We start from the raw sequence: 22,475 nt of genomic DNA, 5'->3' as shown, positions 1-22,475 counted from the left end.
TCGGATGCGTTTGTTTATTGCCGAAAAACCGAGTCTCGCTCGCGCTATTGCTGACGTGCTACCCAAGCCCCACCGCCGTGGCGATGGGTTCATTGAGTGTGGTAATGGGCAAGTCGTTACCTGGTGTATCGGCCACTTGCTCGAACAGGCCCAGCCGGATGCTTACGATGCGCGTTTCGCGCGTTGGAACCTTGCCGATTTGCCGATTGTCCCGGAAAAATGGCAGTTGCAGCCGCGCCCGTCGGTGACTAAACAGCTTAATGCCATCAAAAAACTCCTCGTCCAGGCTGACGAAGTGGTTCATGCAGGCGACCCGGATCGCGAAGGGCAACTGCTGGTGGACGAAGTTCTCGACTACCTGGAACTGGCACCGGAAAAGCGTCAGCAGGTTCAACGCTGCCTGATAAACGATCTCAACCCGCAGGCGGTAGAACGCGCAATAAGTCGCCTGCGTGCGAACAGTGAATTTATTCCGCTGTGTGTTTCAGCCCTGGCTCGCGCCCGTGCCGACTGGCTTTACGGCATCAACATGACCCGCGCTTACACCATTCTGGGGCGTAATGCGGGCTATCAGGGCGTGCTCTCCGTCGGGCGCGTGCAAACGCCGGTTCTCGGGCTGGTGGTGCGTCGCGACGAAGAAATTGAGAACTTCGTCGCTAAAGACTTCTTCGAAGTCAAAGCGCACATCGTTACGCCTGCGGATGAACGATTTGTCGCCACGTGGCAACCAAGCGAATCTTGCGAACCGTATCAGGACGAAGAGGGGCGCTTGCTGCATCGCCCGCTCGCTGAACATGTGGTGAACCGTATCGGCGGGCAACCGGCGATCGTCACCGCGTATAATGATAAACGGGAATCAGAAGTCGCCCCGCTGCCGTTTTCGCTCTCCAGCCTGCAAATCGAGGCGGCCAAACGTTTTGGGCTAAGTGCACAGAACGTGCTGGATATCTGCCAGAAACTGTACGAAACCCATAAACTGATCACTTACCCGCGCTCGGATAGCCGTTACTTACCGGATGAACATTTTGCCGGGCGCCACGCGGTACTGAATGCGATTAGTGTGCACCAGCCTGATTTATTCCCGCAGCCTGCGCTGAATACCGATCTGCGCAACCGCTGTTGGGATGACAAAAAAGTTGATGCTCACCACGCGATTATCCCGACTGCACGTAGCTCTAAAATTTCGCTTTCTGAAAATGAATCTAAAGTTTACAACCTGATCGCCCGACAATACTTAATGCAGTTCTGTGCCGATGCGGTGTTCCGCAAATGCACCATCGATCTTGATATTGCTGGCGGCAAATTTAACGCCAAAGCTCGTTTCCTGGCCGAAGCAGGCTGGCGCACGCTGTTGGGCGGCAAAGAGCGCGATGAAGAAAACGATGGTACGCCGCTGCCGGTGGTTGCCAAAGGGGATGAATTGCTGTGTGAAAAAGGTGAGGTGATTGAACGCCAGACCCAACCGCCACGCCATTTCACCGATGCAACGCTGCTTTCGGCAATGACCGGGATTGCCCGCTTCGTGCAGGATAAAGATCTGAAAAAGATCCTGCGCGCAACGGACGGATTAGGCACAGAAGCGACTCGTGCCGGCATCATCGAACTGTTGTTCAAACGAACGTTTCTGGTGAAAAAAGGGCGCTATATTCACTCGTCAGATGCCGGGCGGGCGTTAATTCACTCGCTGCCAGAACTGGCTGCAAGGCCAGATATGACGGCGCAGTGGGAATCGACGCTGACGCAAATCAGTGAAAAGCAGTGCCGTTATCAGGATTTCATGCAGCCGCTGGTGCAAACGTTATATGACCTGATTCACCAGGCGCGAACCAAACCGGTTCATCATGCCTTCAAAGGCGTTAAAGCGCCCGATGAGCAGAAAAAACCACGTAAGCAATGGGCGAAAAAAGAGGGAAGTGAAGATGAAACTAAAAAGCCTGCTCGCCGCCGCCGTGGCGCTGATGATAAGCCTGCCGGGGATGGCGCAGCGTCTTGATCCCCAGGTTGATATTTCTGTGCCGCCGGAAGTGTTCAGCACTCAGGGGCAAAGAGCGGCACCGTGCAGCCAGTGTTGTATCTATCAGGATCAAAATTACACCGAAGGGGCGGTTGTGAAAGCCGATGGCGGAATTTTGTTGCAATGCCAGCGCGACGAAAAGACGCTTAGTACTAATCCTTTAGTCTGGCGGCGTGTAAAACCATAAACGCTTCAAGTAACGGAATATCTGCCGGGGCAAGGTTGTAATCCAACGCCCCGGCGGGTAAACACCAGGCCAGTTCACTGTGGCAAAGCGCGGTTAATTCGCCGCTAAACTCACTGACATGCCAGGCGTGCAGATGAATCATTCGCCCGGAAACTTCCCGCTGATGACTGGCAATGTAATGGCCAATGACCGCTTTAATCCCCAGTTCTTCTTCTAACTCCCGCGCCAGGGCTTCAGGTTGTGATTCACCCGCGTCGACTTTACCGCCGGGAAATTCCCATAACCCCGCCTGATCGCCATCTTCCGGGCGTCGGGCGAGTAAAATCTTACCGTTGCGCTCAATAATTGCCGCAACGACATCAATGGTTTTCATGATACTCATCCGTTCTTTCCCTATTGGCGTGGCATAATACGCGCCACCAAAGATTTTCTGAAGATTTTCCCGAATGATGAATAAAAACAGCGCTCCCTGGGTGGCTCCGCTTGAAAAATTACCTGCCAGTTTACGGCCCATTGTTTCAATGCAACAAAAGCATTTCGGATCGGTGCTAAATCCAACGCGATGGTGGGGGCGCTTTCCGTTTTTATTCTGGCTGGTGGCGCTGTTCGTGGGCTTTCTCGAAAGACGGCGGGCGAAAATCGACCCGGTGGTGCGCTCCCTGGTGATGACGCGTGTTTCCCAACAATGCTGCTGCGAATTTTGCATTGATGCTAATAGCTTGCGGCTGGCAGAGCGTAGCGGTTCGATGGACAAAGTCCTGGCCGTCGCGAACTGGCGTGACGAGACGCTGTTCACCGCCAAAGAACAAGCGGCACTCGCTTATGCTGATGCGATGACGGCGACCCCTCCGCAAATCAGTGATGCGCTAAAAGCCGAGCTGAAAACGCATTATGACGACCCGGCCATCACCGAATTAACCGCATTGATTGCATTCCAGAATCTCTCCGCCCGCTTTAATGCCGCACTGGATATTCCGGCGCAAGGGCTATGCGTCAGCGCAACCGGGAAACAGCCTCATGTTTGATAGTTACCTCCATCCACGGATTAAACCGTCACTGGAGCGCGTTGCGGCGGTGCTGGATAAACCCTCTACTTCTCCCGATGGGCTGACGCTAATTGGCTTTGCCATCGGTGTGCTTGCGTTGCCATTTTTAGCGCTGGAATGGTATGGCGCAGCCCTGGTTGCGATAGTGTTGAACCGGCTGTTTGATGGTTTAGATGGCGCACTGGCGCGGCGGCGCGGCCTGACGGATGCCGGTGGTTTTCTCGATATTTCGTTAGATTTTTTGTTTTACGCTCTGGTGCCATTTGGCTTTATTCTTGCCGACCCGGCGCAAAATGCATTAGCCGGTGGCTGGCTTCTGTTTGCGTTTATCGGCACCGGCAGCAGTTTCCTGGCGTTTGCTGCGGTGGCGCAAAAGCATCATCTTGATAACCCCGGCTACGCGCACAAATCGTTTTACTATCTCGGTGGCCTGACGGAAGGCACGGAGACTATCGCGCTCTTTGTCCTGAGTTGCCTGTTCCCGCAGTGGTTTGTCTGGTTTGCGTGGGTGTTTGGTGCGCTGTGCTGGATGACCACATTTACGCGAGTGTGGAGTGGGTATGAGACGTTAAGTCGGGTGGATAAACGCTAATGTTATCCACTGTTCAATTCCCTCTCCCTGGGGAGAGGGTTAGGGTGAGGGCATTACAGCGGTTTACGCTCCCCAGTCGCCACCGGGTTCTTCGGATTACTGCTCCACTCATACCAGCCGCCATCGTACACGCCAACATTCTGCCAGCCCATTGCGCGGGCATACATGAAGGTTTCAGACGCGCGCCAACCGGTGCCGCAATAAAACGCAACGTGCTGATCCGGCGTAATGTTCCAGCTTTTCCACATCGCGGCAATATCATCAGCCGAACGCATAGTGCCATCTGGATTGTGGAAATCTTCCATATGCGTGGAGTCGGAACCCGCATGGCCCCAACGCGCACCGGCAATTTCACCTTTTGGCTTAATGTAGCTATAGCCGCTGGTGATACCGATAAATTCCGGCCAGGAACGGATGCTCACTAAAGACGCGTCTTTACGACCTAACAGGCCACGAGCCTGCTCGGTGTCGAGCATCAGTTGTGGCTGGCCTGGAATGGTTGCGCCGAAGTCAGGTGCGGGTTTTACATCGTTTGGCAAGCCGCGTTCGACAGGCAATTTGGCATCAGACCAACTCTGCCAGCCGCCATCGAGCAAACGCACATCTTTCACGCCTGCATACAGCAGAATTTGTGCGACACGTGCCGCAGCGTAGACATCACGCCCGTACATAATCACGGTGGTATCGTGACGAATACCGTGTTTTGCCATCAATGCTTTCAGCTTGTCGTCAGAAACTTTGTTCCATAACGGCTCGCTTTCGATGTCATTGGTATCAATGTAATCCGCACCTGGAATGTGACTTAGCAGATATTGTTTTGGCGCGCCCCAGGCGGCTTCAATAATTTTCACTTCACCGGCCGGTTTTGCCACGACAGGTTTATTCTGCATCAGATTGTGCAGCCACTGCGGGTAAACCAACTGCTCGAAGTGAGCCATTTTCTGCAAACGAGCAGGTTGCTGGAGAGCATCTGAAAGCAGTGCAACATGCTGATAGCCCAGCTTAGACAAGCGTGTTTTCACCGCTTTTGTCTCATCATCATTGCCATACAGAGCAATCAGGCTGTCAGGTTTAATCGCGTGCTGTTTTGCCCACAATTGCAGTTGCTCGTCATTCATCATGTCTAACCAACTGGCCGATAAATTCAGAGCGGCAGGCTCGTGGCCACCGACACTGGAAATGGTTTGTGGCCAGCCGTTATAAAAGGCACTTAGACGTGTATCAATAACCACGCCGTGCTGCGCTTGAAGAGTGGATAAAGTCATCTGGGATGGCATTTCTGCCGCGGTTGCCATGTGCGCCAACCCGGATAACATCAAGGCGGCGGTTAGTTGAGAAACACGTTTCATCTTATAACCTGAAAGAGAGAAAAAAAGAGCCGCTATTTTTGCCTAATAGCGACGGCTATTCTTTGCGGTAACGCATGAATATGTATGACGAATTAGCAGGGGGAACTATTGATCGTGATTATTTTTCCGCCAGCGGGAATATCCTGCGGGTCATGCGTGACCAGCACCACCGGAATGTCCATTTGCTCGACTTGTTGCCAGACAAACTGGCGAAATTGCTCGCGTAAGGTCTGATCTAAACGTGAAAAAGGTTCGTCGAGCAGCAGCGCTTCTGGTTTTGCCAACAAAGCCCGCAGCACGCTAATGCGCGCCCGTTCCCCACCGGAAAGTGTTGCCGGGTCGCGCCGGGCAAAATTCGCGAGTTGTGCGTTTGCCAGGGCTTCTTCAACGCAATGCTGGCGCAGCTTACGATCTTTAATCGCCTCAGGAATCGCCATCGCCAGGTTCTGCCCAACGTTCAGATGAGCAAACAGCAATGCATCCTGAAACAGAATGCCAATGTTTCGCCGTTCAGTAGGTAAAGTATCGCGGCGTTTTTGGTTAAGCCAAAGCTCACCTGACACGCGAAATTCAGCCGACAATGCGCCAATCATCCAGCTTAAAAACGTCGACTTCCCCGCGCCCGACGGCCCCATTAGCGTCAGCACTTCGCCCGGAGAAACGGTAAAATTCAGCTCATTAATCAGCGAGTGCGATGCATTAGAAATCGAACAGTTCTGAACATTGAGCATCAGCGTAACCCTTGTCGATAATGACTCACCAGGCGGCTAACCTGGAGTGTAGCGATAAACATCATTGCCGGAAGCAGCATTTGCAGCAACGCCTGAATCGCCTGCTGTTGTGGGTCGCCGCCGCTGCTTAAGGCCACCGCCTGAGTGGTGACGGTGGAAAAACGCCCGGCACCCGCATAGAGCGTGGGTAAATACTGCGCGACACTGACTGAGAACCCAACGGCAAAAGCGGCCAGCAGCGGGCGAACTAAAATCGGCAGTTTAACCCGGCATAAAATCTTCCATCTCGACCAGCCAAAAGTCTGCGCGGTGATAAGCAACCGCCTGTCAAACTGCTGCCAGGCGGGGCGTGCCACTAATAACATATACGGCACCACCCACAGCAAATGACTCCAGATAACACCGGGCCAATGACCATCTTGATCAAGCACTAACAACATTCGATATTGCCCGGCGACCAGCGGCAGCGCGGGTAAAAACAACGGTAGAACCAGCCACATATCAAAGCGCGAGTTTCCACCTTCCAGCCAAAGAATCACCACCAGCAAACCGAGTAAGCTACTCGCCAGCGCGATTAGCAGTGTGGTAGTTAACGACGATAACTCAGCTGCTTGCCAGCCAGAAAACGCAAGTCCATCGGGAAATAGCGAAGGGTAGAACCAGCCGTCGGCGAATGACCAAACTACCAGTATTGCGATGGCCGCCATGCCCGTTGCGCTCATCATAAAACCGGCACCCGAAGCCAGCGGCTGAATACCAGATTGATGGCGCCTGCCGGAAAATTGCCCTAAAGCGCGGCGAATGAACATCCAGAGCCCGTAGCCAACGACAATAAAAACGATCAACATTACCAACATCAGCAGGGACGTTAACATCCCCATTGCCACGCGTTGCGGGTCGGCATCGTTAAGCCACTGCCAGGCAAGAACCGCGAGCGTTGGCGGGTTTGCCGGGCCAAGAATCATCGCGACATCAATCACCGAAAGGCTGTAGGCCACAACCGCTAATACCGCCCACTTCAGGCGCGGTAAAAGCTGCGGAACAATAACCCGAATGCGGCTTTGCAGCGGGCCATAACCCAGGCTTTGCGCCACGGTGAGTTGTTGGGACAGCGTCGTGTGGTGGAGCTGCGTGCTGGCAATCCATAACAAAAACCAGCTCTCTTTGAGCGCCAGCAATATGCCCAGCCCTACACCAAATTCATCAAGATGAAATGACACGCCACACAAGCGTGCCAGCCAGCCGTTATCGGCAAACAGCAACAGAAAACCGCTGGCGAAGGCAACGTGAGGCAAGGCTAACAGGAGCGGCAGTTGCGCGGTGTAACGTTGCCAGCGAACGCCAGGCCAAAGCCCGCAAAGCAGAATCAAACACAGCACCAGCGCCCCCACGACGCTAATCAGAGTTGAATTTAGCGTCGCCAGCAGCGCCTGCGGCCATTGGTTATCCGTCCACAACGCCTGCCATATTTCGGGCATAAGCAGCGGCTTTGTCATCATAGCTAAACCCGGTAGCAGCGGTGCAAAAACGCACGCCACAGCAAGGTTTGCTAAGAGACGATGGCTCATTTAGCCCCGTAACGCTGCAACCACTCTTTTTCCAGAGCCTCTACCCAGGCGGCGTGCGGTTCAGCCAGATAAGGCACGCTATGCTGGTGGACAGGCTTTTGAGCATCGAGTTGTTCACGCAACGGTTGTGGCAGTGTCGAACTATCAAGCACCGTCGCATCGCCCCAGATTGCCGGGTTGGCTTTACGAATTTGCGCCTCTGGCGACATCAGGAAGTTAGCCAGCACTTGCGCGCCCGCCTGCGCATTGGCATTAGCTGGGATCGTCACAAAATGGACGTTCCCCAACATGCCTTGCTCAAATCCAAACGCCTGGGCTGTTTTTGGCAGTTGTTTGCGGTCGATTAAATTGTCGACATGCGAGGGGTTGAACGTCACGGAGAACAGCAGTTCGCCGTCGGCCAGCATGCGATCCATGCGTGCAGGCGTTGGCGGGAATGTTTTGCCCTCACGCCATAACAGCGGATGCAGCTTATCCAGGTAATCCCACAGCGGAGCCGTCACCTGCTGGAACGTCGCTGCGTCCGGCGGGATACGCAACGCTTGTCGATCGTGAGTCAGCACAATTAATAGCTGTTCGATAAACGCGGTGCCGGTGAAATCGGGCGGGCGAGGGTAACTCAGTTTACCCGGGTGCGCTTTGGCAAATGCCAGTAGTTCATCAGCGTTGCGCGGGAATTTCACGTTGGGCTGCACATTGCCAATGAGCATTAATTGCGCGCTGCCCCACGGTGCTTCGGCACCGTCAGTCGGCTGTGAAAAATCTTCGCGCACGGGTTTTCTCTGATCGACGTAGCGCCAGTTGGGTAACTCCCACGCCCAGCCTTCTTTCAGCAATCCAGCCTGTTTCAGGGTGCGGAAATTTTCGCCATTCACCCACAGTAAATCGACCGAACCCCTGGTTTTGCGCCCGGCGGCATCTTCGCTCTGAATACGCTTTACCGCATCAGCAGCATCGGCAAGGCGCACCACTTTTACCGTCACGCCATACTGCTGTTTCATTTCACCGGCAACCCAGTCGAGATAACGGTTTACCGCCGGATCACCGCCCCAGGCGTTGAAATAAACGGTCTGGCCATTGGCTTGCTGACGCAGACTGTTCCAGTTGTCAGGCTGTGCAAAAGCCGCGAAACTGACCGCAACCAGCGACAGCAAAAGTGTTAAAAGACGCAAAATGGAATCCTTATGATTTTCGGAGCAGGCGGACTATCCGGCGTGAAACCAGTGGCAATAAACCCAGCAAAATAAACATCAGCATCATGCCGGGGGAAAGAATATCGCTCAGTGTTCGAAGCTGGCTCAGTTCGCGTCCGGCGTTGAGATAAACCACAATCGCTGGCAGCATCCCGACAAGGCTAACGGCAAAATAACGCAGAGTGTTGACCGACGTCAGGCCCATCAGCAAATTGATCAAAAAGAACGGGAAAACCGGCGTCAGACGTAAAGCAAAAAGATAGTACAAACCTTCGCGTTCCATCCCACGATTTATGGCCGACATGGGAGCCGCAAAACGTTGCTGTACCCAATGACGTAACAGATAACGGCTAATCAGCATGGCAAGTGTTGCGCCACAGGTCGCCGCCAAAGCAACCAGAACCGTGCCCTGAATCAAACCAAATTGCGAGCCAGCCAGCAGCGTTAACAACGTGGCACCGGGGATCGAAAGTGTAGTGATGAGGACATAAATCACGAAGAAGGCAAACGCCGTTTGCAGCGGATGCTGATGATGCCAGGCTGAGAATTGCGCTTGATAGTGTTGCAGGGCCGCCAGACTTCCCGGCGGCAAATAGATAATGAGGAGAACGAAAACCACAACCAGCGTGGCAAACAGTAACTTACGCATGGGATGTGGTGTTCTTCCTTATAGCTTAAATTCAGCCCACACCGGCGCATGGTCGGATGGTTTTTCCATGCTGCGAATATCGTAATCAATGCCGGTTGCAACACAGCGTTCAGCCAGCGGTTGGCTTGCCAGCAGCAAATCTATGCGCAGGCCACGGTTGTCATCAAAACCTTTCGAGCGGTAATCAAACCACGAGAACTTGTCTTGCGCTTCAGGGTTTGCGTGGCGGAAAGTATCGACCAGGCCCCAGCTAATCAGGCGGTCCATCCATTCACGTTCTTCCGGCAGGAAGGAACATTTACCGGTACGCAACCAGCGTTTGCGGTTGTCTTCGCCAATACCAATATCCAGGTCGGTCGGGCTGATGTTCACATCACCCATAATCAGCACCGGATTATCTTTCTTCAGTTCGGTATCCAGGTAGTTTTGCAGATCCTGATAGAACTTCATTTTGGCCGGGAATTTGGTCGGATGGTCGCGGCTTTCACCCTGCGGGAAGTAACCGTTTATCACCGTCAGATTGCCTAATGGGGAAGGAATTTCGGCCATGATAATACGGCGCTGGGCTTCTTCATCGTCGCCAGGGAAACCACGACGCACCGAAATTGGCGTCTCTTTGGTGAGCAACGCCACACCGTAATGGCCTTTCTGACCGTGATAAAAGACGTTGTAACCCAGCTTTGCAACCTCTTCGAGCGGGAACATGTCATCGTGGACTTTTGTTTCCTGCAAACCGATAACGTCAGGTTGATGCTGTTCAACAATGGCTTGAAGTTGGTGCGGACGGGCGCGCAGGCCGTTGATATTAAAAGAGACGAATTTCATAAGTCGCTGCCGTGGTGACGAGTCAATGTTGCAGGATGTTAGCAGAAAATGGCAAAAATGCCGAGGGATCGCCGTTTTGTCGGGGATAAGCGCCAGGGTCTGAAGTCTGTACACATACAAAATCTGCACCAAATTCAGTCACGCCGCCCCGTTTTGGGGCGTAATAGCCGTGCAAACCCCATCATCGATCACAAATCCAGTATTAAATTTTACGGTTGCATAATATTTCTTGTTTTCGTGCGGCGATCCATACGGCACCATAAAACTATGCACTATATATTCACTTTTAGTGAATATGCCTGGTTTGTAACTCCTTGATTTTCCTTTATCAACCCTCCGCTATGCATTTATATCGCTGGCTGGCACGAAGCGTGCAATCTACATTTACAGCGCAAACACTCAATTATTTAACATATAAATAACTTTTTATTTACCCGGAGAGGTCTTTATGTCGCAGTCAATTACCCGCCAAAATTTCGACGAATGGATGATGCCCGTTTATGCCCCAGCTTCTTTTATTCCTGTGCGCGGTGAAGGGTCGACATTGTGGGACCAGCAAGGCAAAGACTATATCGATTTCGCCGGGGGTATTGCGGTCAACGCGCTGGGCCACGCCAACCCTGATTTACGCAAAGCGTTAGAAGAGCAGGCGGCAAAATTCTGGCATACCGGCAATGGCTACACTAACGAGCCGATTCTGCGCCTGGCAAAACAACTGATCGATGCCACTTTTGCCGACAAAGTGTTCTTCTGTAACTCGGGTGCAGAAGCCAACGAAGCGGCGCTCAAACTGGCACGAAAATACGCCCACGATAATTTTGGCCCGAACAAAAGTGGCATCGTTGCATTCAAAAATGCGTTTCACGGTCGTACGTTGTTTACTGTTTCGGCAGGCGGGCAACCGGCTTATTCGCAGGATTTTGCGCCGCTGCCGCCGCAAATTAGCCACGCCATTTATAACGATCTGCAATCTGCCAGCGAACTGATCAACGAAAATACCTGCGCGGTGATTGTGGAGCCGATGCAGGGCGAAGGCGGCGTGGTACCCGCCGATCCTACTTTCCTGCAAGGTTTGCGCGAGCTTTGCGACCGCCATAACGCGGTACTGATTTTCGATGAAGTGCAAACCGGTGTCGGCCGCACCGGCGAGCTTTACGCCTATATGCACTACGGCATCACGCCGGATGTCCTTTCTACCGCTAAAGCGTTGGGCGGTGGCTTCCCGATTGGCGCGATGCTGACCACCGATAAATTCTCAAAAGTGATGGTCGTCGGCACCCACGGCACCACCTACGGTGGTAATCCGCTGGCGGGTGCGGTTGCCGGTCGCGTGATGGAAATCATTAACACGCCAGAAGTGCTGAACGGAGTTAAGCAGCGCCACGCCTGGTTTGTTGAGCGTTTAAACAAAATTAACCAGAAGCATCAACTGTTCAGCGAAGTGCGCGGTTTGGGGTTGTTAATTGGCTGTGTCCTTCAACCGGAATACAGTGGAAAAGCTAAACTTATTTTACAGGCTGCGGCTCAGGAAGGCTTGATGATGCTTATCGCCGGGGCAAATGTGGTCCGTTTCGCACCGGCATTAATTGTCAGTGAAGCCGAAGTGCAAAAAGGGCTGGATCGTTTTGAGCGCGCCTGTGAACGCTTTTTAGCGGGAGAGCAATCATGATGATTATCCGTCCGGTTGAGCGCGGTGATATATCCGGGCTGCTGGCGTTGGCGGGTAAAACGGGCGGCGGGTTGACCTCGCTGCCTGCGGATGAAAAAACGCTGTCGGCACGTATCGAACGCTCCATTCAAACCTGGCAAGGCGACCTGCCAGAAGGCGACCAGGGTTATGTGTTTGTGCTGGAAGATTCCACGACAGAACGCGTCGTCGGCATTTGCGCTATTGAAGTGGCGGTGGGCTTAAACGACCCCTGGTACAACTACCACGTTGGCACCCATGTTCATGCCTCCAAAGAGCTGAACATTTACAACGCGTTACCGACACTGTTCCTTAGCCACGATCACACTGGCAGCAGCGAACTTTGCACGCTTTTCCTTGATGCCGACTGGCGCAAAGAAGGCAACGGCTACCTGCTTTCCAAATCACGCTTTCTCTTTATGGCGGCGTTTCGCGACCGCTTTAATGAAAAAGTGGTCGCTGAGATGCGTGGCGTGATTGACGAACACGGTCATTCGCCATTCTGGGAAAGCCTCGGCAATCGCTTTTTCTCAATGGAATTTAGCCGTGCCGATTACCTGTGCGGTACCGGTCAGAAAGCGTTTATCGCGGAACTGATGCCGAAGCATCCGATTTATACCGATTTCCTGTCTGCCGAGGCGCGGGCGGTGATTGGCAAAGTCCATCCGCAAACTGCGCCTGCGCGTGCGGTTCTTGAAGCCGAAGGTTTCCGCTATCGCAATTACGTCGATATTTTCGACGGCGGCCCAACGCTTGAATGTGATATCGACCGCGTGCGTGCGATCCGCAAAAGCCGCCTCGTTGAAGTGGTGATTGGGCAACCGGCAACCGAAGAGTTACCGATGTGCCTGGTCGCCAATGAAAAATACAACAATTTCCGCTCCATGCTGATTAAGGCGAACCCAAAAGGCGACCGGCTGATTATTGATGCCAAAACCGCTGACGCCCTGAAATGCAGCACTGGCGATAAAGTACGACTGGTGCGTTTGTGCCCCGAGGAGAAAAAAGTATGACTCAGTGGATTAATGGACAATGGCTTTCGGGCCTGGGCGAAACGCTGCAAAAGCACAATCCGGTGAATGGTGATTTGCTGTGGGAAGGGGCTGCGGCAAATGAGCCGCAAGTTGAGCAAGCGTGTCATGCGGCACGTGCCGCATTTCCGGCCTGGGCGAAACGCCCGTTTACTGAGCGCCAGGCTATCGTTGAAAAATTTGCCACCTTGCTCGAAGCCAACAAAGAGTCGCTGACGGTGACGATTTCCCAGGAAACCGGCAAACCACGCTGGGAGGCGGCAACTGAAATCACGGCAATGATCAATAAAATCGCCATTTCGATTAAGGCTTACCGCACCCGTACCGGCGAAACGCACACCGAAATGCCGGATGGTGCGGCCACGTTGCGCCATCGTCCGCACGGTGTGTTAGCGGTATTTGGCCCGTATAACTTCCCCGGACATCTGCCAAACGGGCATATTGTTCCGGGGTTACTGGCGGGTAATACGCTGGTGTTTAAACCGAGTGAACTGACGCCGCTGATTGGCGAGCAAGTGATGAAATTGTGGGAGCAGGCGGGTGTTCCCGCAGGCGTGCTGAATCTGGTGCAGGGCGGACGTGAAACGGGCCAGGCTCTGGCACAGCAGCCGATGCTTGATGGCCTGTTATTTACCGGTAGTGCAAACACTGGATACCAGCTACATCGCCAGTTTGCCGGGCAGCCGGAGAAAATTCTGGCGCTGGAAATGGGCGGCAATAACCCGCTTATTGTTGAAGATCCGCAGGATATTGATGGTGCGGTGCATCTGGTGATTCAGTCGGCGTTTGTGACTGCGGGGCAGCGCTGTACCTGTGCGCGTCGCTTGCTGGTGAAACACGGTGCGCAGGGCGATGCATTTTTACAACGGCTGGTGGAAGTGGCGGGGCGTATTCGCCCGGCTGCGTGGGATGCAGTGCCGCAGCCGTTTATCGGCGGGCTAATTTCGGTCCAGGCCGCAGAACGCGTGCTGACCGGCTGGCAGGAGCATATCGCCCGTGGTGGGAAAGCATTGCTTGAACCCAAACTGCTCAAAACGGGAACGTCGTTGCTGACGCCAGGTATTGTCGAATTAACCGGCGTGGCAAACGTACCGGACGAAGAAATCTTCGGGCCATTGCTGACGGTTTATCGTTATAGCGATTTTGATGAAGCCATCAGCATGGCAAACGACACGCGCTACGGCCTGGCAAGCGGGCTGATTTCTCCGCATCGCGAGCAATTCGACCAGTTGTTACTCGAAGCCCGCGCAGGGATTGTGAACTGGAATAAACCGCTAACGGGTGCTTCGAGTGCGGCTCCGTTTGGTGGCGTCGGTGCATCCGGCAACCATCGCGCCAGTGCGTGGTATGCGGCAGATTATTGCGCATGGCCGATGGCGACGCTTGAAAGCCCGTCCTTCCCGCTGCCTGCGACCCTGAGTCCGGGGCTTGATTTCAGCCGTGAGGAATAGCCATGAAAGCGCGTGAAGTTAACTTTGATGGACTGGTGGGGTTAACCCACCATTACGCCGGGCTTTCTTTCGGTAACGAAGCGTCGACTAAGCACCAGTTCCGCGTCTCGAACCCTAAGCTTGCCGCTAAACAAGGCTTGCTGAAAATGAAAGCGCTGGCAGATGCCGGTTTCGCGCAGGGGGTTATCCCTCCGCAAGAGCGGCCTAATGTACCTCTGCTGCGCCAGTTAGGTTTCAGTGGAACGGATGCGCAAGTTATTGAGCGTGTCGCCAAAGATGCACCGCAGCTTTTGTCGGCTGTCAGTTCGGCTTCCTCTATGTGGGTGGCCAATGCCGCGACCGTTTGCCCATCGGCCGACAGCCTGGATGGCAAAGTGCATTTCTCGGTGGCGAATCTGAACAACAAATTCCACCGCGCCAGTGAAGCGCCAACCACAGAAAACACATTGCGAGCCATCTTCCGTAATGAGCAGTATTTTTCTGTTCACGGCGCATTGCCGCAGGTCGCGATGTTTGGTGACGAAGGGGCGGCGAACCATAACCGTCTGGGCGGAGCCTATGGCGAACCGTCGACACAACTGTTTGTTTATGGGCGTGAAGAAGCCAAAGCCGGACTCATTCCGGCGCGCTACCCGGCACGTCAGACATTAGAAGCAAGCCAGGCGGTAGCGCGACTGAACCAGGTCAAACCGGATTTACTGGTGTTCGCGCAACAAAACCCGATGGTTATCGACCAGGGCGTATTCCACAACGACGTGATTGCGGTTTCCAACCGCCAGGTGCTGTTCTGCCACGAACAGGCGTTCCTGCATCAGCACGCGCTTTACGAGCAGTTACGTGAAAGAGTGCCTGGTTTTACCGCCATTGAAGTGCCAGCGGATAAAGTGAGTGTGGCTGATGCGGTCGGAACGTATTTATTTAACAGTCAGTTACTGAGCCGTGAAGATGGTAGTATGACGCTTATCTTGCCCGAAGAGTCACGCCAACACGCGGGCGTGTGGCGTTATCTCAATGAGGTTCTGGCGGCGGATAACCCGATTAGCGATTTGCAGGTCTTCGACCTGCGCGAAAGCATGGCTAACGGCGGCGGCCCGGCGTGTTTACGTCTGCGTGTGGTTCTCAATGATGCAGAACTCAAAGCGGTAAACCCGGCGGTGATGATGAACGACAAGTTGTTTATCACCCTCAACAACTGGGTCGATCGCTGGTATCGCGATCGGTTAACTCAGGCTGATTTAGCTGACCCTCAACTGTTGCGTGAAGGGCGCGAAGCACTCGACGAACTGACGCGTATACTAGACTTAGGTTTTGTTTATCCGTTTCAGCACTAATTTCAGTCCTAACCGGAGGCTCAATGTTGGATTTTTTGGCGCAAACCCTGGCGGGTAAAGTGCCAACGCAGACCGCAGGAAAAAACACTCACCTACGTTGGCAGTGGTGGGATGAGGGGATTTTGGCATTGACTCCGCATCAATCTGTGGAAAAGACGCTGGTGTTGTCGGCGGGTATCCACGGTAACGAAACTGCGCCAGTAGAAATACTCGCGCAGCTTGTTGATAGTCTTCTCGCGGGTGAGCTGGCGTTGCAATGGCGGTTGCTGGTGATTCTGGGTAATCCAGAGGCATTGCGCAGCAACCAGCGTTACCAACACAGCGACATGAACCGCATGTTCGGCGGGGGCTGGCAGCAGTTCCCGGAAAGCATTGAAACTCAGCGTGCCTGTCGCCTTGAACACGCGATGGATTTGTTCCTCGCCCAAAGCGAAGAGACCATTTGCTGGCATCTCGATATGCACACTGCCATTCGTAGCTCATACCATCCACGTTTTGGGGTATTACCTTCACGCACCACGCCGTACGATGAGGCGTTTCTCTCGTGGCTGGGTTGCGCGGGGTTACAGGCGCTGGTGTTCCACCAGTCACCGGGCGGGACTTTCACTCATTTCAGCAGTGAGCATTTCAATGCGCTGAGCTGCACGCTGGAATTGGGCAAGGCGCAAGCCTTTGGTGAAAATGATCTCAGCCAGTTTGAACAAACCAAACAGGCATTGCAGGCTTTACTGAGTGGTGAAACTCCGCCAGCAGCGGAAGGCGAGCCGCTACGCTATAAAGTGGCGCAACAGATCACTCGCCTCAGCGATGCCTTTGTGTTGCACATGTCGGCGAAAACGCAGAATTTCACCGCGTTTCCTAAAGACACATTACTGGCAGAAGATGGCGACACGCGTTACGTGGTGAAAGAAGATATTGAATATGTATTATTCCCTAATCCTAATGTCGCGGTGGGATTACGTGCTGGATTAATGCTACGCGAACTTTAATATGCATCGGCCTCAGTAATGGGGCCGGAAAATAATCACCGGTCAAACAACAATATACAGATAAATCTTAATAGATGCTTTCTTCAACATTCTAATTACTATACAATCTCTTCATAATTCCTTTAAAATCATCGCCTTGTTATATTCTGTTGCAATTCAGCGACGTTTTATCCTTATTCTCTTCATAATTGCTGCAATTTTGTTTTTTATCCTTTCAATGCTTTACCGATGCGCACTATTACTTGACGCACAACCCCGTAAACTTAATTTCGTCAACGCGGCACACCTTGTCGTAATAGAAATCAGAACAGGAATAAACAATATGCGTAAATTAACAGCTCTCTTTGTTGCTTCAACTCTGGCTCTGGGCGCGGCGAACCTGGCTCATGCAGCTGACACCACCACGACCACGGCGGCAAAAACCGATGCGCCGATGATGCACCATAAAGGTATGCGTGGCGGCCATCACGATATGATGTTCAAAGATTTGAATTTGACGGATGCGCAGAAACAGCAAGTGCGCGACATCATGAAAGACCAGCGCGGTAAAATGGAGCGTCCTTCAGTAGAAGAACGTCGTGCGGCACATAATATTATCGCCAGCGACAGCTTCGACAAAGCGAAAGCCCAGGCGCAAGTCGACAAAATGGCCGAGCAAAACAAAACTCGTATGATGGCTCATATGGAAACGCAGAATAAAATCTACAACATTCTGACGCCTGAGCAGAAAAAACAATTTAATGCCAATTTTGAGAAGCGTCTGACAGAACGTCCTCAACATGAAGGTAAAATGCCTGCTGATCAGGAATAACTGATCGACTGACTTAAGACCGCCGGTCCTGTCCACAAAGCGTTATCTTGTGGACAGGACCGGCGGTTTTCTTTTTACCCGTTTTAATTCTCAGGCAATCTGCTGGGCGCTACTCAACATCGAACGAATAAACTGCTCAAGCAGCGGTTGCAGTTTTTCTGCTCGCTCTTCACGCCATGCAAACGGCGGTTGCTCATCCATATAATTACACTGCGCAAGTTCTAACTGCACTGCGTGAACGCCTTGCGACGGCTGCCCATAAGCGCGCGTGATATATCCACCTTTAAAGCGCCCGTTTGCCACCCAGCTAAATTGGTTTTGCGAGGCCGCACAGGCCACCAGATGTTCTTCAATCAGCTCATCGCAACTTTTACCGCCGTTGGTGCCGAAATTCAGATCCGGTAATTTGCCGTCGAACAGACGCGGAATATGGCTGGCGATGGAATGCGCATCGAACAATAGCGCGTAGCCGTGTTCGGCTTTCATTCTCTCCAGCTCGCTCTGCAATTGCTGATGGTACGGCTGCCAGATAGTGTCCAGCGCGGCTTTACGCTGCGGCGTATTGGGTTCTTTACCGGGAATAAAAACGGCTGTGCCATCGAACAAGGTTTCGGGGTACAGGCCAGTTGTCGCCGTGGTATAGAGCGGTTTATCATCGGCGGGGCGGTTAAGGTCGATAACCATCCGCGAATAATTACCGACAATCACACTCGCGCCGAGTGCGTGGGCAAATTCATATAGCTTCGGGATATGCCAGTCGGTATCGGGCAATGGGCGTGCCGCATCGCTCAGGGACGACTCAACTTCTGGCGTTAATGCGGTGCCTGCGTGAGGGATGCTGACCAATAGTGGCAGTTTCCCACGGCTGAAATTAAAAGGTGCTGTCACGTTTCTCTCCCTGATAAATCACGGTGCAGGGCAATTGCCCCCCTAACCAATAGACCAGTTCAGCCGGACGTGCCACAGGCCAGTGCACAAAGTTGGCAACTTTCCCGCATTCTAGACTGCCGTGGCTTTCTCTAATTCCCAGCGCCTGCGCCGCGTGAAGCGTCACGCCCGCCAGCGCTTCTTCTGGCGTCAGGCCAAACAACGTACACGCCATATTGAGCATTAATCGCAGCGAAAGTACCGGGGACGTGCCTGGGTTTGCGTCACTGGCGACGGCCATCGGCACGCCATGTTCGCGGAATGCAGCGACCGGAGGCTGCTGTTTTTCGCGCAATAGATAAAACGCGCCCGGCAGCAGAACGGCCACGGTATTCGCTGCGGCCATCGCTTGTGCATCGGCATCGGTGGCGTATTCAAGATGATCGGCAGATAACGCCTGGTAACGAGCCGCCAGGCTGCTACCCGCCAGTGCGGAGAGTTGTTCGGCATGAAGTTTGACCGGCAATCCCAAACCGCGAGCAGCAGCAAAGACTTTTTCGGTTTGTGCCGGACTGAAAGCCAGATGTTCGCAAAATGCATCAACCGCATCGGCCAGTTTTTCTTGCGCCACACGAGGGAGTAACTGCTCGCAAACCACGTCGACCCACTTATCGCCATCGCCGCTAAATTCTGGCGGTATGGCGTGCGCGGCCAGGCAGGTGGCATACACTTCAACCGGGAGCGTTTCTCCGAGTTGACGAATCACACGCAGCATTTTGATTTCGTTGTCGATATCCAGGCCATAGCCCGATTTTATTTCGACGGTGGTCACGCCTTCTTTTAACAAGTGTTGCAGGCGCTGACGTGCGGCGTTCAGCAGGTCATTTTCGTCAGCTTCGCGCGTGTGGCGAACGGTGGAAATAATCCCGCCGCCCTGTGCGGCGATTTCCGCGTAGCTCATGCCGTTTAAGCGCATTTCAAATTCCGCGCTGCGATCGCCGCCAAAAACTAAATGCGTATGACAATCGATAAAGCCTGGCGTCACGATTCCGCCGTCAAAATGGTGATGTTCAGCGGCCGTGATATCAGGAAGTTGCGCCCGCGCGCCGAGCCAGACGATTTTCCCCTGATGCACCGCGATAACGCCATCTTCAATTAAGTGGTAAAGACCGTCTTTCATCGTGACCAGGGTTGCGCCACTCCACAGGCTGTCGCAGGCGCGAGGATAAGTCATGACATTCTCCACATCAGGTTGTATAGACAATTGACTACAAGCTAGCGCAGCATGATGAGTTGAGCAACCAGGTTGCCGCTAAAGTAGCAGGCAACCCCGCGTTTTGTTGTCCGTCACACAATTTTTTAGCAAACGACGGATTTGGTTTGCGTCGGCACGAAATAATCGCTAAATCATTGGCATCGCAAAAGAAGGAATCAAATCTATGCCAGCATTTTTTGCACCAGTTGTCATGCTCCCCCAAGGCTGGGGACACAATGTGCGCATTACCGTCGATGAACGAGGGACGATAACTCATGTTGAGGCTGGCGCTACAAGCGAGGAGGCTACGCTGCTTCCCGGTGTAGTGATTCCTTCTATCACGAATTTGCATTCGCATGCTTTCCAGCGGGTGATGGCGGGGCTGACGGAGGTCGCGGGCAATCCGCAAGATAGCTTCTGGACGTGGCGCGATGTGATGTATCGCATGGTGCAAAAGCTGTCGCCGGAGCAAGTTGGCGCTATTGCCACACGCTTGTATATCGACATGCTCAAGGGCGGCTATACCCAGGTTGCAGAATTTCATTATTTACATCATGACGTTAACGGAAAACCGTATGCGTCAGGCGATTTGATGCTACAGCAATTGCTGCTTGCTGCCGATAACAGCGGAATAGGGCAGACTTTGTTGCCTGTGCTCTATAGCCATGCGGGATTTGGCGCGCAGCCTCCCGCCGTTGGGCAGAAAAGATTTATTCAGGATGTCGACCGTTACTTGCGCCAGCAACAGGCGCTGGGCAATGCGCTGCGTCGCTATCCGTTGATTAATCATGGCCTGTGTTTCCACTCATTAAGAGCGGTGACGCAGGAGCAAATGGAAGATGTGCTGGAAGCCAGCGACTACCGAATGCCGGTGCATATCCATATTGCCGAGCAGGAAAAAGAGGTCGATGACTGCCTTGCCTGGAGTGGCGAGCGCCCGGTGGAGTGGCTGTATAACCGCTTTGCTGTGGATGACCGTTGGTGCCTGGTTCACGCCACGCATTTGTCGCCGGAAGAGTTAACCCAAATTGTTGAAAGCCGCTCCGTGGCGGGGTTGTGTCCCACTACCGAAGCGAATCTCGGTGACGGTATTTTCCCGGCAACCAATTTCATTGCGCAGGGCGGGCACTGGGGGATTGGCTCCGACAGCCATGTTTCGGTGAATGCGCTCGAAGAGCTACGTTGGCTCGAATATGCGCAGCGTCTGCGCGACAAACGCCGCAATCGGATTGTGCTGCCAGAACTGCCGCAGGTGGGTGAAGTGTTATGGCGACAAGCGGCGGTGGGAGGCGCACAGGCTTGCGGCGTCACTATGGGCATGATAGCGCCGGGGCAACGTGCAGACTGGCTGGTGCTCGAGCGTGATTCCTGGCTTGCGCACATAGAAGATTATGCGTTGCTCAACCGCTGGATATTTGGTGGGAGCCGTGAACAAATCAGAGACGTGTGGGTTGCCGGGAAGCAGGTAATCAGCGACAGGCAGCACCCGCTCGATGAACAAAGCAACACACAGTTTGCGCAGGTGATGCGCACCCTTCAGGAGTGGTGATGGAATTTTTTGATATACGGAAAGTGCCCGTCAGTTTGTGGCGTAACGGGGCTGGAGAAACCCGCGAAATTTGCTGCTTTCCGCCCGCAACGCGTGATTTTAACTGGCGCGCCAGTATCGCTTCGATCGCCAGTAGCGGTGAGTTTTCGGCGTTCCCACAGGTAGACCGCGTCATCACTTTGCTCGAAGGGGGCGAAGTGGTGCTGGATGCAGGAAAGGCGTTTCGCCATACCCTGAAGCACTTCCAGCCGTTTGCTTTTGCTGGTGATTACACGGTTAAAGCCGAGCTGAAACAGGGGATGTCGATGGATTTTAATATCATGACGCACCGTGACCGTTGCCGCGCCAAAGTGCGTGTGGCGGACCGCTCGTTTACCACCTTCGCACCACGCGGCGGGATTGTGTACGTATTAAGCGGCGAGTGGCAACTGGGTGACAAACTGCTCAAGGCGGAGCAGGGCGCGTGGTGGCAAGATGGCCGCCACACTTTGCGCTTGCTGAAATCGGAAGGGAAACTGCTGTTTAGTGAAATCACTTACCTGTAAAACTGCCTACCAACTGATAACGTGAGCCTGGATACAACAGCCGGGCCACCGTCACCACCTGAGAATGATGCCAGGTGCGGCGTTGAATCAACAGACAAGGCTGGCTAGCGGTCACTTCAAGTAAGCCTTGTTGCGTTTCGTCGGCGAGCACCGCTTCCACAACATGTTCACCTGAGGTTAACGGCGCAACTTTGCTCAGGTAGTGGTGCGGCGTGAACAGGCGAAAATCCTGGTGTAGATAATCAGCGGCGAGCGCCGGATTGACGTAGCGTGTTTCCAGTTGCACCGCCATATCGTTATCGTAATGAACCAGCTGCGAGTAAAACAGCGGTTCGCCGATGTTAATTGAAAAAGCATGCGCCAGCTTTTCATCCGCGTTGACTTGCTCAAGGGCAACCACCTGGTTGCGATAATGATGGCCACGGGCGGTAATTTCTTCGGCTATGCTGCCCACTTCCAGCATAGCGGTATGGCCTTTTTGCTCGGCGACAAATGTTCCGACCCCCTGCATTCGCACCAGCCAGCCTTCCCCCGTCAGTTCCCGCAACGCGCGGTTAATCGTCATTCTGCTGACATTAAGCGCATTAACCAATTCAGTTTCCGAAGGCACTCGCTGGTGGGCAACCCAGTTACCGCTGCGTATCTGAGTGATAATTCCCTGCTTCACCCGCAAATAAATGGGCGCGGGTAAATCACTGATGGCGGCGCGTAATTGGGCGAGAGTCTCAGACATTAGCGGTTCCTTGATTATTTCATTTTGCGGTGAAAGCGCGATCCCGCTCACTGTTCAATAAAAATTACCTAT

The 22,475-nt window shown here is 53.5% G+C and carries 22 protein-coding genes; 12 read left to right on the top strand and 10 right to left on the bottom strand.

Annotated elements, in window-relative coordinates:
* Positions 1–4 precede the first annotated feature (4 nt).
* On the top strand, positions 5–1,993 hold the full coding sequence (locus DY231_RS14400; RefSeq protein ID WP_115629341.1) for a DNA topoisomerase III: 1,989 nt from the start codon (positions 5–7) through the stop codon (positions 1,991–1,993).
* Positions 1,920–2,201: a YnjH family protein gene (locus DY231_RS14395; protein ID WP_115629338.1), complete on the top strand. Its 282-nt coding sequence runs from the start codon at positions 1,920–1,922 to the stop codon at positions 2,199–2,201. The genes DY231_RS14400 and DY231_RS14395 overlap by 74 nt, the downstream gene beginning before the upstream one ends.
* Here the strand turns inward: DY231_RS14395 and DY231_RS14390 are convergent.
* Entirely contained in the window at positions 2,167–2,574 is a 408-nt protein-coding gene (locus tag DY231_RS14390) for a pyrimidine (deoxy)nucleoside triphosphate diphosphatase (protein WP_115629335.1), read from the bottom strand. The two genes, DY231_RS14395 and DY231_RS14390, sit on opposite strands and share 35 nt — an antisense overlap.
* Before the next feature lie 73 nt (positions 2,575–2,647).
* Between DY231_RS14390 and DY231_RS14385 the strand changes: the two genes are divergently transcribed.
* Together DY231_RS14385 and DY231_RS14380 are read left to right on the top strand one after the other, a co-directional pair.
* On the top strand, positions 2,648–3,226 hold the full coding sequence (locus DY231_RS14385) for a carboxymuconolactone decarboxylase family protein (protein WP_370511331.1): 579 nt from the start codon (positions 2,648–2,650) through the stop codon (positions 3,224–3,226).
* On the top strand, positions 3,219–3,839 hold the full coding sequence (locus tag DY231_RS14380; protein ID WP_115629332.1) for a CDP-alcohol phosphatidyltransferase family protein: 621 nt from the start codon (positions 3,219–3,221) through the stop codon (positions 3,837–3,839). The genes DY231_RS14385 and DY231_RS14380 overlap by 8 nt, the downstream gene beginning before the upstream one ends.
* A gap of 53 nt (positions 3,840–3,892) precedes the next feature.
* Here DY231_RS14380 and DY231_RS14375 read toward each other — a convergent pair whose 3' ends face one another.
* From DY231_RS14375 to xthA, 6 genes are all read right to left on the bottom strand, one after another.
* Entirely contained in the window at positions 3,893–5,188 is a 1,296-nt protein-coding gene (locus DY231_RS14375; protein WP_115629330.1) for a rhodanese-like domain-containing protein, read from the bottom strand.
* Positions 5,189–5,280: 92 nt separating this feature from the next.
* Complete coding sequence (locus DY231_RS14370; RefSeq protein ID WP_115629327.1) at positions 5,281–5,919, bottom strand: ATP-binding cassette domain-containing protein; 639 nt, start codon at positions 5,917–5,919, stop codon at positions 5,281–5,283.
* Complete coding sequence (locus DY231_RS14365; RefSeq protein WP_115629325.1) at positions 5,919–7,487, bottom strand: ABC transporter permease; 1,569 nt, start codon at positions 7,485–7,487, stop codon at positions 5,919–5,921. Before DY231_RS14365 ends, DY231_RS14370 begins: the two co-directional genes overlap by 1 nt.
* Positions 7,484–8,659, bottom strand: coding sequence for an ABC transporter substrate-binding protein (locus DY231_RS14360; protein WP_172588699.1), 1,176 nt, complete (start codon positions 8,657–8,659; stop codon positions 7,484–7,486). The genes DY231_RS14365 and DY231_RS14360 overlap by 4 nt, the downstream gene beginning before the upstream one ends.
* Positions 8,660–8,669: 10 nt before the next feature.
* Positions 8,670–9,329, bottom strand: a complete 660-nt coding sequence (locus DY231_RS14355) for a TVP38/TMEM64 family protein (protein ID WP_115629322.1) — start codon at positions 9,327–9,329, stop codon at positions 8,670–8,672.
* Between the two features lie 18 nt (positions 9,330–9,347).
* Positions 9,348–10,154, bottom strand: coding sequence for an exodeoxyribonuclease III (gene xthA, locus DY231_RS14350; protein WP_034494745.1), 807 nt, complete (start codon positions 10,152–10,154; stop codon positions 9,348–9,350).
* A 448-nt stretch (positions 10,155–10,602) separates the two neighbouring features.
* Between xthA and astC the strand changes: the two genes are divergently transcribed.
* From astC to spy, 6 genes are all read left to right on the top strand, one after another.
* Positions 10,603–11,823, top strand: a complete 1,221-nt coding sequence (astC, locus tag DY231_RS14345; RefSeq protein WP_115629319.1) for a succinylornithine/acetylornithine transaminase — start codon at positions 10,603–10,605, stop codon at positions 11,821–11,823.
* A complete protein-coding gene (gene astA, locus DY231_RS14340; protein ID WP_115629316.1) occupies positions 11,820–12,854 on the top strand; it encodes an arginine N-succinyltransferase in 1,035 nt (344 codons plus the stop codon). Before astC ends, astA begins: the two co-directional genes overlap by 4 nt.
* On the top strand, positions 12,851–14,323 hold the full coding sequence (gene astD, locus DY231_RS14335) for a succinylglutamate-semialdehyde dehydrogenase (RefSeq protein WP_115629314.1): 1,473 nt from the start codon (positions 12,851–12,853) through the stop codon (positions 14,321–14,323). The genes astA and astD overlap by 4 nt, the downstream gene beginning before the upstream one ends.
* 2 nt (positions 14,324–14,325) lie before the next feature.
* Complete coding sequence (gene astB, locus DY231_RS14330; protein ID WP_115629311.1) at positions 14,326–15,654, top strand: N-succinylarginine dihydrolase; 1,329 nt, start codon at positions 14,326–14,328, stop codon at positions 15,652–15,654.
* 23 nt (positions 15,655–15,677) lie between these two features.
* A complete protein-coding gene (gene astE, locus DY231_RS14325; RefSeq protein WP_115629309.1) occupies positions 15,678–16,643 on the top strand; it encodes a succinylglutamate desuccinylase in 966 nt (321 codons plus the stop codon).
* 322 nt (positions 16,644–16,965) lie between these two features.
* The gene (gene spy, locus DY231_RS14320; protein ID WP_034494758.1) at positions 16,966–17,454 is read left to right on the top strand and encodes an ATP-independent periplasmic protein-refolding chaperone Spy; all 489 of its coding nucleotides are present in this window, start codon (positions 16,966–16,968) and stop codon (positions 17,452–17,454) included.
* 90 nt (positions 17,455–17,544) lie between these two features.
* Here the strand turns inward: spy and hutG are convergent, their stop codons facing one another.
* Complete coding sequence (gene hutG / locus DY231_RS14315; protein ID WP_115629306.1) at positions 17,545–18,342, bottom strand: N-formylglutamate deformylase; 798 nt, start codon at positions 18,340–18,342, stop codon at positions 17,545–17,547.
* Entirely contained in the window at positions 18,326–19,555 is a 1,230-nt protein-coding gene (gene hutI, locus DY231_RS14310; protein WP_115629303.1) for an imidazolonepropionase, read from the bottom strand. Before hutI ends, hutG begins: the two co-directional genes overlap by 17 nt.
* A 205-nt stretch (positions 19,556–19,760) precedes the next feature.
* On the opposite strand from hutI, the gene DY231_RS14305 reads away from it, so the two are divergent.
* Complete coding sequence (locus tag DY231_RS14305; RefSeq protein ID WP_115629300.1) at positions 19,761–21,125, top strand: formimidoylglutamate deiminase; 1,365 nt, start codon at positions 19,761–19,763, stop codon at positions 21,123–21,125.
* A complete protein-coding gene (gene ves, locus DY231_RS14300; RefSeq protein ID WP_034494766.1) occupies positions 21,125–21,670 on the top strand; it encodes an environmental stress-induced protein Ves in 546 nt (181 codons plus the stop codon). The genes DY231_RS14305 and ves overlap by 1 nt, the downstream gene beginning before the upstream one ends.
* Here the strand turns inward: ves and hutC are convergent.
* Positions 21,657–22,403 carry a histidine utilization transcriptional repressor HutC gene (gene hutC, locus DY231_RS14295; protein WP_034494768.1) on the bottom strand — a complete coding sequence of 249 codons (747 nt, stop codon included), beginning with the start codon at positions 22,401–22,403 and terminating at the stop codon, positions 21,657–21,659. The two genes, ves and hutC, sit on opposite strands and share 14 nt — an antisense overlap.
* Positions 22,404–22,475 lie beyond the last annotated feature (72 nt).

This window comes from Buttiauxella agrestis (assembly GCF_900446255.1).
GTDB classification, from domain to species: domain Bacteria; phylum Pseudomonadota; class Gammaproteobacteria; order Enterobacterales; family Enterobacteriaceae; genus Buttiauxella; species Buttiauxella agrestis.
This window is presented reverse-complemented; position numbering and strand designations above follow the sequence as displayed.